10 protein-coding genes are annotated in these 14,384 nt (G+C 37.9%); 1 reads left to right on the forward strand and 9 read right to left on the reverse strand.

Features of this window, described 5'->3' with window-relative positions:
* The first annotated feature begins 321 nt into the window (after positions 1–321).
* Positions 322–1,326 (forward strand): peptidylprolyl isomerase, encoded by a 1,005-nt coding sequence (locus BM057_RS07780; RefSeq protein ID WP_047392642.1) that lies wholly within the window; start codon positions 322–324, stop codon positions 1,324–1,326.
* A 168-nt stretch (positions 1,327–1,494) separates the two neighbouring features.
* Here the strand turns inward: BM057_RS07780 and BM057_RS07785 are convergent, their stop codons facing one another.
* The 9 genes from BM057_RS07785 to dinB all read right to left on the reverse strand — a co-directional run bounded on the left by BM057_RS07785 (position 1,495) and on the right by dinB (position 14,117).
* Positions 1,495–2,487, reverse strand: a complete 993-nt coding sequence (locus tag BM057_RS07785; protein WP_047392644.1) for a 3'-5' exoribonuclease YhaM family protein — start codon at positions 2,485–2,487, stop codon at positions 1,495–1,497.
* Positions 2,488–2,518: 31 nt separating this feature from the next.
* Positions 2,519–5,386 (reverse strand): ATP-binding protein, encoded by a 2,868-nt coding sequence (locus BM057_RS07790; protein WP_177186206.1) that lies wholly within the window; start codon positions 5,384–5,386, stop codon positions 2,519–2,521.
* Entirely contained in the window at positions 5,383–6,621 is a 1,239-nt protein-coding gene (locus tag BM057_RS07795; protein WP_092092702.1) for a DNA repair exonuclease, read from the reverse strand. Before BM057_RS07795 ends, BM057_RS07790 begins: the two co-directional genes overlap by 4 nt.
* Positions 6,622–6,832: 211 nt before the next feature.
* Complete coding sequence (locus tag BM057_RS07800; RefSeq protein WP_047392648.1) at positions 6,833–7,177, reverse strand: YlbF/YmcA family competence regulator; 345 nt, start codon at positions 7,175–7,177, stop codon at positions 6,833–6,835.
* 99 nt (positions 7,178–7,276) lie between these two features.
* The gene (locus BM057_RS07805) at positions 7,277–9,409 is read right to left on the reverse strand and encodes a PBP1A family penicillin-binding protein (RefSeq protein WP_047392651.1); all 2,133 of its coding nucleotides are present in this window, start codon (positions 9,407–9,409) and stop codon (positions 7,277–7,279) included.
* A 165-nt stretch (positions 9,410–9,574) separates the two neighbouring features.
* Positions 9,575–10,555, reverse strand: coding sequence for a DHH family phosphoesterase (locus tag BM057_RS07810; protein ID WP_092092704.1), 981 nt, complete (start codon positions 10,553–10,555; stop codon positions 9,575–9,577).
* A gap of 37 nt (positions 10,556–10,592) precedes the next feature.
* A complete protein-coding gene (locus tag BM057_RS07815; protein WP_092092707.1) occupies positions 10,593–11,939 on the reverse strand; it encodes a DRTGG domain-containing protein in 1,347 nt (448 codons plus the stop codon).
* 121 nt (positions 11,940–12,060) lie between these two features.
* Positions 12,061–12,750 carry a metal-dependent hydrolase gene (locus tag BM057_RS07820; protein ID WP_092092710.1) on the reverse strand — a complete coding sequence of 230 codons (690 nt, stop codon included), beginning with the start codon at positions 12,748–12,750 and terminating at the stop codon, positions 12,061–12,063.
* Positions 12,751–12,959: 209 nt separating this feature from the next.
* Positions 12,960–14,117 carry a DNA polymerase IV gene (gene dinB / locus BM057_RS07825; protein ID WP_092092712.1) on the reverse strand — a complete coding sequence of 386 codons (1,158 nt, stop codon included), beginning with the start codon at positions 14,115–14,117 and terminating at the stop codon, positions 12,960–12,962.
* Between the last annotated feature and the right edge of the window lie 267 nt (positions 14,118–14,384).

The following is a 14,384-nucleotide window of genomic DNA, read 5'->3' on the forward strand; positions in this document are numbered from 1 at the left end:
AAGCGGGAAGGCCAGCAAGCGGAAGCGCGCAAGGAGCTAGAGAAAAAAATCATAAAAAGTATATTTATCCAGTTGACTTTTTATAGCTGGTCTATCGAAAATAGCTTACCAATGTAGATGGATCATTTTTTCGGTCTGCTTCTGTCTTGCTCTCTTCAAACTACTTCATGATCAATAAAATGAAGAAGATGAATTTTTTGTGTTTTTTCTGAGAAAACCTAGCCATTTATCTAAAATCCATTTTTTTATCATAGTGATTGTGTTATATTAGTAAGCGAAACTGCTTCTGAGTAGTGAAATAAAGGAAATGGATGTGTTAGAATGAAAAAATGGTTAGTAACAGCAACTGCTGTATTAACGGGATTAGTTATTGCCGGCTGTTCAAACGATACAGTAGCTTCTTCTACAGCTGGAAAAATTTCACAAGAAGAATTATACGATGCCATGAAAGAATCTTATGGAGAACAAACGCTTCAACAACTTTTAATGAAAGATGTATTATCTGATCAATATGGTGATAAAGTATCTGATAAAGATGTTCAAGCACAATACAATCAAGAAATGGAAACTTATGGCGGAGAAGAACAATTCAATCAAGTTCTTTCCTACTCTGGATACACAAAAGAATCTTACCAAGACTTGATTAAACAAAGCTTATTAATGGAAGCAGCGGTTAAAGCAAATACGGACTTCAAAGATGAAGAAATCAAAAAAGCTTATGAAAGCTATGAACCACCAATGACTGCTTCTCATATTTTAGTAGCAGACGAAAAAACAGCGAAAGAAGTTATTGATCAATTAAATGACGGTGCTGATTTTGCTGATTTAGCCAAAAAATATTCTACGGATACAGGAACTGCTAAAGACGGTGGTCAAGTAACATTCAGCAAAGGCGAAATGGTTCCTGAATTTGAAGAAGCTGCTCTTAAACTAAAAGAAGGCGAATATACAAAAGACCCAGTGAAATCTGATTACGGTTTCCACGTGATCAAGATGGATAAGAAACCTGAAAAAGAATCACTAGATAAAGAAAAAGACGCCATCAAAGATCAATTGACTAAAGAAAAACTTTCTGATAACGATTATGTAGCAAAAGTTCTTTCTAAAGTCTTCAAAGATGCAAATATCATCATCAATGATGAAGATTTACAACATGCTATGGATGCTTATCTGCAATCAGATGCTGATTCTTCTAAATCCACGGATTCTTCTGAAGTAACAGATTCTTCTGAAGCAACTTCCGATAAAGATTCTTCAAAAGATGAAGCTGATAAATCTGACTCTTCAAAAGATGAAGCTGACAAAGATTCAAGTTCTAAAGAATAAAACAAAAGGAATGCCGCTATTATTGACAGCGGCATTCCTTTTTTATATTGCTTCTTCATCTTTTAACATTGGTAAAGAAATGGGATTCTAACGGATTTAGCACGTAAAAGAAATCCTTTTTTACTGACCAACGTTAAATATTGTAGAACCTTTATATTTAGATTGGCATCAAAAAAGTGTATCACTCTCTTCCTCTTTTTCATTGCTCAATCTATTTGTGTTTGGTTTATAAAAAGAACGATTATCCAATCCAAAAATGCGTTCACTGAAAGTGCCCGGTTCTGTTCGATTCAATGTATTGTTCAACATGTTGATCGTCGCATCCAAATGGTCGATATGATAGAGAATTTCAGCCTCCCTTAGTTTTGGAACTACAGGAGAACCAAAATCGAGTTTTCCATGATGAGCCAAGATCATATGTTTCAACAAAGTAACATCTTCGATCTTATCATTGATCTTCAACGCCTGACAAGCCTTTGTGATTTCTTCATCAACAAGCACAATATGCCCTACTAAGTTTCCTTCTAATGTATATTCGGTTGAAACCGGTCCGGTCAATTCCATGACTTTCCCTAGATCGTGCAAGATAACGCCTGCATATAATAAAGAATGATCAATTTCTTCGTATTGTGCAGTAATACTTTTCGCTAATCTCAGCATTGACACCGTATGAAAAGCTAAACCGCCATAAAAAGCATGATGGAATCTTTTAGCAGCTGGTGCTTGGAAATATTCTTTCTGATATTTATTCAATAAGTACCGTACAATACGATTCCAATTTGCGTTCGTGATTTCAAATACAGTCTCATTGATTTCTTCCATCATATCTTCTTTTTTGATGGGGGCTTTTTCAATAAATTGTTCAGCCTTATCAGGTTCGCCAGCATTTGTCAGTCGCATATGAAACAATCGAATCTGCGGATTTCCTTGGTACAATTCTCTTTTTCCAGAAACTTTTACGACTGTACCTCCTTGATATTTTTCAATATCTGCTTCGTTAGCATCCCAGTACTTCCCATCCATTTGTCCGCTTTTATCTTGAAACGTAAAAGCGATAAACTTTTTTCCGTTTTTCGCTACTCGAACAATAGCGGATTTAATAAGCAAAAATAAATCGAACGTTTCATCAATATTATAATCATAGAGTTTTTTCTCATCCATCTTCTCTCACCTCATCTATCTGCTTTTACCCTTAGTATAACATCTCTATCTCATCTTGTTGAACTACTTTCTCTACCGCTTCATCAAAGGTGAAATACAAAACTTGTGTATAAGCACTCATTTGTTTCATCAGTGACAATACTTCCTTCTTTCTATTAGCATCAAAATTGACAAATCCATCGTCAATGATCAAAGGCAGTTGAACAAGATCTAAAGTATTTTTGATGAAAGCAAACCGCAGAGCCACATACAGTTGTTCAGCTGTCCCAGTCGAAAGCTCAAAAGTATCAAATAAAACACCATCTTGCCGTTGCACAACTAACTTGTTTTCACTTAATAATACATTTTGATATTGTTCTCGTGTGAGCAGCGCAAAGAATGCTGCTGTATCTTTTATGGTTTCAGGAAGACGGTCTTTTTTGGCAAGAGAAAGGGTCCGTTCAATTAAAAAGGAAGCTATTTTGTAACTTGACCATTGATCGACCAATTCCTGCAGTTCACTTTCAAGGTTTGCAGTTTCTTGAAGAATTTCTGAATAACCGCCACCCTCTTCCAGACGCTGCAGAGAAAGGGTACAATTGATGCGCTCATTCAATTTCTTTTCCTCTGTTTTTGCTAATTGAGCTATTTCTTTTTCCATGCTGGCCATTTGCTCCGCTACTTCATTTAGGTCAGCAAAGGCATTAAAAGCTTCTTGATTATCAGCAAATTGACTTTCCAACAACTGTAAGCGAGCATTTTGATCTGTTAGTTCTTGAAAAAGTCGATATTTTTCTTTAAAAGCTTCTTCATTATTCACTGCAATCGTTTGGAATAACTGCCTTTTCTTTTGCTCCAATTCTTTCTGCTGTTTGATCCACTGCTGCATCTTACCATGAATTTCTCTTTCCTGTTGAACGAGTCCTTCTTGTTCCGTTAAGGCCGTTTTGATTCGTTGCTGCATGTCTTTTATCTTATTCACCACACCGGGCATATAATGCCAATCTAAATAAAGAACATCCTCCAAAAGTTTAGCTTGTTTTTCCCAAGTGCTTGTTTCTGCTTCCAGTTGTTCAATCCATTGCTCACTTTCTTTTATTTCAGATGCTGTCTTTCTCATTTCTGCATACTGTGCTTCGTTTTTTCTCAGCTGTTCCATAGATAGTGAATCAGGAATATGATATCGCTCTCGCCATTCTTCTTGTTGCTGATACTTCTCTTTTACTTCATCTTCGATCAAGTTCTTTTGTTGAAAAAGCTGATCGAGTTCAGCAACAACTTGATCTCCTTCAGCTAAACGTTCTCGCCATTGGCTGCGGTACTCTTTCTGCTGGACTACCTTTTCAAAAAGACTGTCCGTATGATCCCATTCTGCAGCTGCTTTTACTTCTTCCTCTGGTACACTTTTTTTGTCAGAAAATGGTTTTACCCAGACTTTTCCACTAAAAACGGCTAGTATTAGTCCGATCCCCATCATTACGATTCCGATAGTCTGACCGACTATCCATCCACCAGCTAAAAGTAACAAACTGACCATGAGTAAACTGCCTGCATTCCGTTTTGACTGGAACAAGCTTCTTTTTTCTCTAGTCTTAGGTTCCGTTTTTTTGTCTATTTTCTGTTTTTCTAATTCATTTTCTTTTTCTTTAAAGGTTTGATTATCCCATAGCTTTTGCTCTAATTTATCTAGTTGTTCTTGAATAAGCTGGTTTTGATAGTCTAAATATTGAATCCTTTCTTGGACTGTTGCTTTTCTTCTAGAACACTCCTCTTGCTCTTCTGCTAAAGTCTGCAATTGAGAGACGGCTTCATTTGATAATGGATTCGGAAGTGTTGCGTCTAAAGGCAGTCCCACTTTTATTTTTTGTTGAACAAAGCGACTGTTTTGTTCATCCAGTGTTCTTTTTAGCTGTTCTAATTGGTCATATTTTGGTTCAACAATATCGATCTCTTGCCAAATCTCTTCAATCTCCTGCTGATGTTCATCAAAAAGTCTTAACTCAGCTGAAGATTGCAGCTGTTCGTTGATCTGCAGCAATTGTTCCTGTAGCTTATTGATTTGATTTTGTGTTTCATGGATCCGCTCATTTATGGTCTGCAACTGAAATAAACCATCTTTTGGAAGTTCCGTCAATTTTTCCTGTTTCAATCTTTCTTCAATCCATTGCTTTTCTTCCAAGTAATGCCAGTTTGCTTTTAGTTCCTGTAAATTCTTTAAGTTTGCTTCTTGTTGCTGCTTTTTTTCTTTTGTGTGTTGAATCTCATTTTCTAATTGATCCTTGTGCTGTTCAAGCTTAGCATAATCATTGTTTTTTTCTTTAGCCTGCTGTAATTTTTTCCGCATCGCTTCAACTTGACGAATTTTTTTATTGATCACAGGAATTCTTCCAGTTGGTTTATAGTATTGGCTTGCTTTATTTTCTAATCGATCCGCAATCTTTAAAAGTTGTTCGTTACCAAGTGTGCCAATACTTAAAAAGTACCGGTTCAGTTTTTTAGGATCCATCTTTTGAATATCTTCAATGCCTTTCAAATCAAATGAGAAAAGAGATTGATAGGTTTCCTTATCAATTCCATAGAGAATCCTTTCCAGCCATTCATCTCCTCCGACTGTTCCATTAGCCAATGTGACAGTTACATCCCCATTTGCTTTGCCTCTTATTCTTTCCACGATGACGTCTCCATAGATCGTATCGCTGAGTTTCAACCTTCCGCCGTATCGAGAGCTGTGTTTAGGTTCATACCGAGATTCCGAGCTTTGTTTGGTTGGAAAACCAAATAGAATACTATGAATAAAAGACATCAAAGTGGTTTTTCCAGCTTCATTTTTTCCATAAAAAACTGCAAATTGAGAAAGTGGTTGAAAAGCAGTATCGATCCACTTGCCATATCCGTAAATTTCAATTGCGGTTATTTTCATCCCAAATCCCATCCTTCATGTCCTAACTGCTGCTTAAGTTCCTTTTCAGCCCTTTGCACAATTTTTTCACGATATTGCTCATCCTTTGTATCAAGGATCTTTCCGATCGGCTGCTGCTCATAAAAACTTTGTGTGATCTTGTTGAACGTTTCTATCTGCAAAGCTTCAGCAAGTGTCAGCTGCCATTCTTCAGGAAATAACTTCGTGATTGCAGGCAGGATCGTTTCTTCCTTCCTCTTTGTATCCAGACGCACGATCCAAACAAAAGGAGCTGCTTGCGGAGGTTGTTGAATCCCTTCTAATAAATCACCTGATTGAATCTTTTTCAACACACCTTCCATTAGGTCGTCGGTTTGTTCAAAGACAACAGATAACAGCACACTTTTGTTGGTTTCTCTTTGTTCTTCAATGATCCTTTTGAGTTCTGTGTAAACCTCTTGCAACGTCTGTTTGCCTTTTAACGAACAGTTCTGTTCTCGCCATTCAATCGGAGCAGTTGCATAAAAAACAACGTCTTGTTTTCCAGCACTCAGTTCAACAAGGTAACAACCTTTTGCTCCATTTTCATTTCGATTTCGCCCTTGAGTATTGCCAGGATAGATGATAAAGGGAGACTGTGACAGTATTTGCTTTTTATGAATGTGTCCAAGCGCCCAATAATCATATTGCCGGCTTTTCAATTCTGATAAAGAAAAAGGTGCATATTGGTGATGGCCTGATCCATTGCCTTCTTGAAAACCGTGTAAAAGCCCGATATGATAATCTGCTTCTTCTGATCTAATAGGGTATTCTTTGATTTTTCTCTCTCTGACCCAACGTTCTGCGTAACTGAATCCTGTTATAGCTACGTTCTCTTGATGCTTCGTCGTGATTTTTTTTGTTTCAATTTCTGACCCAAAAATATAAACATTTTCTGGCATATCTAGCTGTAAGCCATTATCGTCAAGAAAATCGTGATTGCCGTGAATCAAAAAAACGGGTATGGCTGCTTCATATAGCCGATTCATTTCTTTTCGCAAATAAGCTTGTGCTTTTACACTTCGATCTTCCGCGTCATAAATATCTCCTGCTAGACAAACAAAATCAACATTTTGTTCGATTGCCAAATTGACAATATTTTTTAAAGACTGAAAGGTTGAATGGTAAATAGACTGCCAAATAAATTCAGGTAAAGCTTTCAACCCTTTAAAGGGGCTGTCAAGGTGCAGATCAGCTGCATGAATAAATCGAATCACAAATTTCCCCTCATTTCTCTAGGTAGTTTACGGTAGCGCCCATAAATTTTTCATTTGTTTTTCGGTCATTTGCTTCTTAAAGAATAATTTTCTCTCCATTGATCGGCCAAACGACCCAACTTATGGGCACATATGTTCTTATTATTCTGAAAAAAGAGCTCACTATCGTTATCTCATAGTGAGCTATCTTTTATTCTATATTAAACAAAGATCAGTTTTGGTATAAATCTTGAACAGGTTTCATAATAATACGATTGAGATCGTTGATCATCGTACTGATTTGTTGTTCTGCATTCATTAAGTTCAAAACTTTTTCATTTTCAGAAGCTTTAACAGAAGTTGCTTGAGCATCTTGAATATCTTCTTCTGTGATCTCTTCTCCAGCTTGTTGTTTTTGCTGTAGTTTCATTTGTACTTCTTGAACGGATTGGAACAAAGAGCTTGCTTCTGTATCTTCTTTTAAAGCTGTGAATGCATTTTCTAAGGCAACGTAAGCTTCAGATTCTCTTAAGTCTTTTTCTAATTGATTAGCTGTATCATAGATATTATTACTCATCGATTGATTCACTCTCCTATGTTTTCTTTCTTTTTCACTATAACACTTATCGTATAGTTATGCCATTTTCCAGTATAAATTCACATAAAATACTCATTCTTATTGTCCATTTAACCATCTATCCAGCAGATTGGTTGTTTTGTCTTTCAACGTGTCTGCACCATCAGAAAATTTTCCGCCCCAATAGTCGATCGTATCTTTTACCGATTCTTTCCAATCAGATGATGGCTTATCTTTTTCTACCAAGGCTTCAGCACTTTCTGTATTAAAAGCAGTCAGCGGTGTTTCTGGAAGGATCCCTTCCATTTCGGCTTTAAAGACTTTACCAACACCTCTTGATGTGCTTGATGTCATGTAGTGCCCATTTTCCTTTTCTGTATGGTCAAATCCCATCCAAGTAGCCAGCACGATATCTGGAGTATAACCAATTGTCCACTGATCTTTGGTTCCGCCATTAGCTGTTTCAAATGTCAGTTGCGTGCTGCCTGTTTTACCAGCAATCGTGTATCCTGACGGGTTGTTCTTTTTACCTGTTCCATTTGTAAATACACCCATCATTAGACTTGTCATATCTTTCGCGATTTTTTCAGAGATCACTCGATTCTGCTTAGGTTCAGTGTTGTCTACAATAACTGCACCAGTAGGGTCAACAATTTTTGTAATAAAATAACCTTCGCTGCGAACGCCGGCGTTTGCAAAAGCCGTATAGGCGCTAGCCATCTGCAAGGGTGATACGCCATTGCTCATTCCACCCAAGGCCATAGACGATAGATTTTTATCTGCTTCAGAAAGAGGAATCCCAAAATCTTGAAGTGTTTTTTGGCTTATGCTCAAACCAATCTCGTTGAGCAGCCAAACCGCTGGTACATTCAAGCTATTTGCTAAAGCTTCGTATAACGGTACTTCACCTAAATATTGATCGTTCCAGTTTGTCGGGTGAAACTTATCTTTTCCAAAAGTAGCTCCTTCTTTGTCTTCAAGCATGGCATCAAAGGTATACCCTTTTTTGAGGGCCGGCGTATAAACGCCTAATGGTTTGATAGTTGAGCCTGGCTGCAATTTTGCTTGTGTTGCACGGTTGTATCCTCTAAATTCGTGATCACCGCGTCCGCCGATCACAGCCATGACTCCTCCAGTTTTAGCATCTAGTAAAACAGAAGCACTTTGAACCAACGTCCCATCATTGGCATCATCAAAGAGTGAGCCTTTTTGATAAACTTTATCCATTGCTATCTGAGCATCTTGGTCTAATGATGTATAGATTTTGTAGCCGCTGTTCAAAATATCTTCTTCTGTGAACCCATATTGATTGATTGCTTCACGAATAATGGAATCAAAATAATAAGGGTAGTTATAGCCGCTCTCTTTTTGATAATGGTCTTTCAGTGTAAGAGAGGTATTTTTTATAGCAGTTACTTCTTCTTGTGTAAGAACTTTATTGTCCATCATCAAACTCAATACCACATTTCTGCGGGAAAGAGCTTTATCCATATGATCAAGTGGATTATAAGAAGAAGGAGCCTTTAACATGCCTGCCAATGTCGCTGCTTCAGATACATTGATTTTAGAAGCTGACTTTCCAAAGTACTTTTGAGCTGCATCTTCGGCACCCCAAACGCCATTTCCAAAGTAAGACTGATTTAAGTACATTTCCAAAATTTCGTCTTTAGAATATTCTTTTTCAATTTCAATTGATAAAAACAATTCCTTAAATTTACGGGACATCGTCTGATCCAATGATAAAAAAGCATTTTTAGCCAATTGTTGTGTGATCGTACTGCCTCCGCCAACAATATGTCCACCATGGACCACATATCCTACTGCCGCTCGGACGATCCCGATTGGATCAAATCCCTTATGTTTTTCAAAACGTTGGTCTTCTGTTGAAATAACCGCTTTTTCTAAGTCGTCTGAAATATCATCAAGAGATACAAAGGTTCCTTTTTGTGCATACAATTTACCTGCTTCTTCTCCAGAACGATCATAAATCGTGGTCGATTGTTCAAGAGATGCTTGCATATTTTCTACGTTTGTTCGTTTAGCAAAAATATAAAGCGATAAACAACTGATGATTGAAATCATGAGCAAACCAATAATGATGATCTTGTTCACATGATATTTACGCCAAAACCTTTTGATTTTATTCTTCATGCTCAGCCAATATGGCATTAACCATTGCCACAATCGATGAAAAAAATCTTTCACTGCTTTTATTATTTTTTCCTGATTCATTTTTTCATTCCATCCTTAATATCACTCAACTCTTTTAATTTTTCCATTTTAACCAGTTTACCAAAATTAAGAAAAAAAAACATCCTACCTAAGCAGGATGTCATCGCTTTACTGTTTAAGAAAGATTAAATTTAACATGAATACTGACAAAAAGTTGGATGTGTTCTATTTTTCTGTCTCCATGAGCTGTTGCCACTCTTCAGCAGCTGTTTCAAATTGAGTTAAGATTTGTTGAACTTCTTCTAAATCTTTGGCATTAGCTCCGCTGGCTAGTGGATGTCCACCGCCGTTATGTTGCTTGGCTATTTCATTGATAATAGGTCCTTTTGATCTCAATCGACAACGATAGTAGCCTTCTGGTTGTTCTACGAAAACACCCCAAACGAGTACCTCTTCAATCGTTCCAGGGAGCGGTACGATACTAGCGGTTTCTGTGTCTGCTACATTGAAAGTATTCATCAGTTCTTTTGTTAAAACAATTGAACCCACACCGGTCGAACTGATTTGGACATGCTGTAAAACATATCCAGACAACTTAGCAACTTTCAAACTCTTCGTGTCTAATTGGCGATTGATTTCATCTGGCACAAAACCATATTCCATTAATGCAGCAGCGGTACGCATGGTATGAGGTGTTGTGGAAGCATAAAGAAAACGACCTGTATCTCCAACGATTCCTGCATATAGAAGTCGAGCGGCTTCATCTGACATTTTCATCGCTTCTCGCAAAGAAAAACAAAAATCTGCTATGATCTCACTGCAGCTGCTTGCATCAATATTCACATACCATTGGTCTCCGTAAACATCATCGTTAGGGTGATGATCGATTTTAATCAGTTTATCGCCCATTTCATATCGCTTATCACTGATACGCGGTATATTTGCCGTATCGGTCACGATCACCAATGCTCCGTTGTAATCTTCGTCTTTGACTTCATCCATTTGAGCCAGAAAAGACAAATCAGCTACTGGTCCGCCTGCCTTTAAAATGCGTTTCTCTGGGAAACTATGCTTTAAAATTTCAGCAAGTCCAGCTTGAGATCCAATCGCATCTGGATCCGGGCGCATATGACGGTGAATAATAATGGTTTGATATCGTTTGATGGTTTCTAATATTTCTGCAAAGGTTGCTTGGTTTTCTTGCATGTTCTTGCTCCTTTTTTAGTTTCTAAAAAAACTATTTTTACGACCGCTGCATCAATTGAGAAATAACGATTGCTTTTGCAACAAGGATATTCTCACGGTACACTTCGATGTCAAACTTAGCCGTTCTTCTGCCCATTTCAAAAATCTTAGGACGGATTTCCAAGATACTTTCGATTTGGATCACTTTAATAGAATGGACGTTGATTTGTTCAATCACTGCATTCTTTTTTTGCTCGCATAATAATGTCCTTTTTGCTGTGCTGGCAATCATTTCACTGAGTATGCCAAGCGAGAGTGTCCCCATAGTATCAGTCATTTGTGGTGTCACCTTAAACGAATAGCTTGGCAGTGAAAGTTCATTTTCTAAAATATCTGGAGAAGCAGCGGTCATTTCATTTCTTTCTAAGGCTTCTGCAATCTGGTCTTCAAAGGTTGCACTCATTTGTAATTGACGCTGCATCGTTTGCATAGCTTTCATCACGTCTTGGCGCGAGATGATCCCCATAAGTGTCAAATCATCTTTAACAACTGGCATGACTTCCAGACCATCCCAAATCATCAAATGACCCACGCTCGCTACGCTCATGTGTGTTTTAACGATCGTCGGATTTTTTGTCATTACCCGATTCAACTTTATATTATCTGCCTTGCCGATCACATCTTTTGCTGTCACGATCCCCATTAAGCGCATATTTTTGTTGACGATCGGAAAACGGGAGTGATGGCTTTTTTCGTTTAATGCACGATAATCATAGATCGTATCTTCCATCATCAAATATTTTGTTTGAGACAGTGGAATATAAATATCTCCTGCCAGCATAATGTCTTTTTTGATCAGTTGATCTGTCAAGGCTCGATTGATCATCGTTGCAACAGTAAAAGAATCATAACTGGTGGCCAAAATAGGTAAAGAAAAAGTATTCGAAAGCTTGACGATCGCGTCAGAAGTCTTAAATCCGCCCGTAATCAAAACAGCTGCACCATTTTGTAAAGCCAGTTTTTGTGCATTTTCACGATTTCCTACGATCATTAGCGATCCAGGGGTAATATATCGAGTCATCGCTTCTTCTTCCATTGCGCCAATGATAAATTTGTTTAGATCCTTGTCTAAACCTTCATTACCGCCTAGGACCTCGCCGTCAATAATATTCACGACTTCTCTAAAGGTCAAACTCTCAATACTTTCTTTCATTTTCCTTTCGATCCGAATCGTTCCTACACGTTGAATCGTTGAAACGAGGCCGGTATTTTCAGCGTCTTTAATCGCTCGATAAGCCGTTCCCTCACTGACTTTCAGGTTTTTAGCAATTGAACGAACGGATATCTTTTCTCCCACTGGTAAGGATTCAATATAAGCCAGTATTTGATTATGTTTAGTGGTCATGTAAAACTCCTAAATTCTTTTTATAAACAACATCGTCTGCTTGCTAAGCGATAAAGTCATCAATTTAAAATTAATAAAAGACTGATGAGCTATCCAATGTTTTTTTTAGATTCTATATCTATTAGATCAGAGATACATCCATCTCTTCGCCGATTTCCAAAACTTTTCCTTGTTCATGAGGCAATCCAGCACAAAAAGCATCTCCGTCTTGTTCAATGAGGGGAAACGTATTGTAATGAATCGGAACAACTCTCTTGGCTTTCAAGTAACTCGCTGCAATTGTTGCATCTTCTGGTCCCATCGTATAATTATCGCCAATCGGCAGAAAAGCAACATCAATCGGCTGATAAGCACCAATTAATTTCATATCTGAAAAGAGAGCTGTGTCCCCCGCGTGGTAGATCGTCTGTCCATCAACACTGAAGATAATGCCGGCAGCTAATCCCAACGTAAATGGTTTGCCATCTATTTCATAGGAAGAACCGTGAATAGCAGGCGTCATCTTGATTTCTCCAAAATCAAACTGATGCTTGCCGCCCATCTGCATGCCATGTGTTTGCAAGCCTTTACTACTGAAAAACTCAGCAATCTCGACATTTGAAACGATCAATGCTCCAGTTCTTTTCGCAATAGGCTCTGTATCACCGATATGATCGTTATGTGCATGTGTTAAAATGATCGCATCTGCTTCAACAGTTTTAGGGTCTAAATCACTTTTGTCATTTCCCGTAATAAAAGGATCGATTAGAATTTGTTTTCCTGCATCTGTTACGATTTTTATACAAGATTGCCCGTGCCATGAACATTTCATGTTTCTTCTCCCCTTCATTTTTTAATCAAATGTTCCATCATTAGCCATGCTGATTTGAACATTGAGGTCTATTCCGTTTTCTTTACAACTGCTTTCATTATAACGTTCTCATTTTAAGATTGCAATGAATGGCCTTGTCTCATGCACGTCTATGAAAGGTTTCGTTCACCAAATCAATCGATTCGTTTGAACGCATCTTCTTCGTTTTTTTAATCATTTTCAGTCTCAATTTCTTTGTTACTGGCTTCAGCTTCCCATAAAGGTAAAACGATATTTTCAAATGTGAGGGGATCTAGTCCTGTCACTGTAACCCCTAATAAGCGAACACCTTTTTCAATCATTCCAATTTCATACCATAAGTTTTGCGCTTGAAAAAACAGCTCCTCTTTATCTCGAACATAGTGCGGTAATGTCATCCTTTTAGTGACTGTTTCAAAATCAGCATAACGGATTTTAATGACTACCGTTTTTCCATGCTTCTGATTTTTTGAAAGAGAAGATTGTACTTTAACGGTCAACTTCCTTAACTCTGCAATGACTTCCGGTTCTGTTCGTAAGATTTGATGATACGTGTCTTCCTTTCCAATCGATTTTCGTTCTCTAAAAGGTTGCACAGGAGCATTATCGATTCCTCTGACTTTACGATAGAGCGAATAGCCCATTTTTCCAAAATGATGAATCAACTCTAATTCAGAACGTTGATACAGGTCTTCACCAGTAAAAATATTTAATTCATGCATTTTCTCAAGTGATTTCTTTCCAACGCCATAGAACTTTTCAATTGGGAGTTCTCTTAAAAATTGTAGGGCATCTTCTGGAGGGATAACCGTCAATCCAGCAGGTTTATGGAAATCGGAAGCTAGTTTCGCAATGAACTTGTTGTAAGAAACGCCTGCTGATGAGGTTAAATGGACTTTTTCCCATATTTCTCTTTGAATACGCTGAGCAATCAGTGTTGCACTTTTCAGTCCCATTTTGTTACTGGTTACATCTAAGTAGGCTTCATCTAAAGAAAGTGGTTCAATCATATCAGTATACCGTCTAAATACTTCTCGAACTTGCGCAGAGATAGCTCGGTATAAATCAAAGTGGCCTGGAATGAACTGACCATGTGGACAAAGCTCGAAAGCTCTTTGTGCGCTCATAGCAGAATGCACACCATACTTTCGCGCTTCATAATTTGCAGTAGCCACTACACCTTTTCCGCCTGTTTCTTTTGGGTGACGTGCAATGATCACTGGTTTCCCTTTCAAATTTGGATTTTCTCGCTCTTCTACTGAGGCAAAGAAAGCATCCATATCGACGTGAATGATTTTCCTTGAAGTGTCTCTTTTTGGTTCATCAAAATGCAGCAGTCCAATATCCATCTTTCTCCGCCTCCCTTCATGTATATTTTAAAAGATTCCTTTTTGTTCCGCAACAAAAGAGAGGAACTAGGGCATCTTCTCCTAGTTCCTCTTTATAGTGGGTCTTCCTCTTTTAACGTTGGTAAAGAAATTTCCTACGGTCGATGGGCTACTGATGGAAAGCCATGAGAACACATTGAGCCGAAAATCGCGTCTCAATGCTTGCAAGCTTCAAACTTAGTGTAACGGCTAAAGCCTAACACTAAGTGATTCACATTGCATCTTTTT

This window comes from Pisciglobus halotolerans (assembly GCF_900113675.1).
Classification (GTDB): domain Bacteria; phylum Bacillota; class Bacilli; order Lactobacillales; family Carnobacteriaceae; genus Pisciglobus; species Pisciglobus halotolerans.